Consider the following 1,682-nt stretch of genomic DNA (forward strand, 5'->3'; position numbering starts at 1 on the left):
TGCAGCGTCCCAATAATCGCATTCACGGTAGGAATTAACTGTGCAATTTACACGATGCGGCAATGCTGCTGTGAGTATGCGTCGCAATCTATCGTCGGATTCTGTATGCAGTAAGTCAAATCCTGAAACTGGATATTTTAAATTGTCATTTGTCATAATCGAGCATTAAAGAAGTAGATGAAGAATGGCGATCGTTATCCTCTGAGTAATTAACAGCTTCCCAATTTCCCCAGGTTAAAGCTTTCTGGCGATTGACGTGCTGGATAAATTCTATAATTGAGCGATCGGCTTTTGTCGGAGTCTTCAAATCGAATTGAATCGTTTGAAATACTTGCGTATCTCCCTTGGCAAAGTAATTACCAACCTGCTGCGTTAACCACAGTAAACCCCGGTTTATACCCCATCCCAAACATCCCGATCGCTTGCGAGTCACCAAGATAGTTTGTCCTTCTGTTTTACCGCCTTCTATCATTCGCAAAGCAAACATAATATAGAAGTGCAAAAAATCGGGGCCAAGCGTTACAGTCCCGGTGCTGCCATACCAATAGCACATACTGTAGGTCACTTCATTCTCATATAAAGGACGAATCAAGCGAATTAACCAGGAATCATCACCTCCCCGCGTAGTGTTGCTAAAAGCGATCGCATTAGATTTCAGTTCTTGCGAATTAAATACTATTTCCAAGGGCAGATTGTGTACTGTATTGAAATGATGGGCATCGATCGCATTAATTAGCAGCACATTCGGATGGCAATTTTTAACAAACCGAGTCCCCAAAATATAATCGCATTCTACTTCTTCCAGTTCCGGCACAAACGGAAGCGAACTTGGCTTTTCTTCTCCTACCCAAACCCAAATCATGCCGTACTTTTCTTCAGTTTGCCAAGTTTTAATACATACAGGTAGCGGTTTAACAAGCGAAGGAATATCTACACAAATTCCCTTAGAATCGTATTTCCAGTTATGGAAAAAACAGCGAATTCCATCCCCATCTACCTTTCCCTCCGCCAAATGAGCGCCCATATGAGGGCAATAGGCATCGATCGCCACTACCTGACCGCTGAAACCCCGATAAATTGCCAAATTTCTACCCAAAAGCGTGACAGCTTTTACCCTGCCAACTTTTAATTCTCTCGATGACAATGCCCAGTACCATCCTTCTATAAATTGTGTCGGATTGTTAAAGGTCGAGTGTGGCTTGGCAGAAGACATTTTTTTATTTCAAATTTCAACTATCTTTATCTAAAGCTTGCTTATAGCAGCTTTGAAGAAGTAAACTCACTCTTGAGCCAACCACGCTGCATAGAGCAGAGATTGACGAATATCCTCTGCTTCTAAATCTGGATATTCTTCTAAAATTTCATTGACTGGTTTGTCATTAGCCACCAAATTCAAAATCAATGAAACTGGAATTCTCATCCCGCGAATACAAGCTTGTCCTGCCATTATTTTGGGATCGAATGTAATGCGGTCAAATCCTAACATAATTTTTCCCTCTAAATATACAATATTTTTATCTCAACCTCATCGACAAGACGTATATACAGCTTCCATTTAAAAAATTTTAATTTAAACTTATTGAATTTGCAATAAGTTTGTACAAAATTTCACAATGCCCTGCTGAGTGTATCATTTAATAACAGACTCTTGCACAAATTGTAGCGACGATTTTGCTTGCCAC

Annotated in this window: 2 protein-coding genes; both read right to left on the reverse strand. The window is 40.2% G+C overall.

Annotated elements, in window-relative coordinates:
* Positions 1-145: 145 nt before the first annotated feature.
* Positions 146-1,213, reverse strand: a complete 1,068-nt coding sequence (locus H6S82_RS32240; RefSeq protein ID WP_190467079.1) for an aromatic ring-hydroxylating dioxygenase subunit alpha — start codon at positions 1,211-1,213, stop codon at positions 146-148.
* 66 nt (positions 1,214-1,279) lie between these two features.
* Positions 1,280-1,486, reverse strand: a complete 207-nt coding sequence (locus H6S82_RS32245) for a DUF433 domain-containing protein (protein WP_190467082.1) — start codon at positions 1,484-1,486, stop codon at positions 1,280-1,282.
* Between the last annotated feature and the right edge of the window lie 196 nt (positions 1,487-1,682).

This window comes from Planktothrix sp. FACHB-1355, from assembly GCF_014748295.1.
Classification (GTDB): Bacteria; Cyanobacteriota; Cyanobacteriia; order Cyanobacteriales; family Aerosakkonemataceae; genus Aerosakkonema; species Aerosakkonema funiforme_A.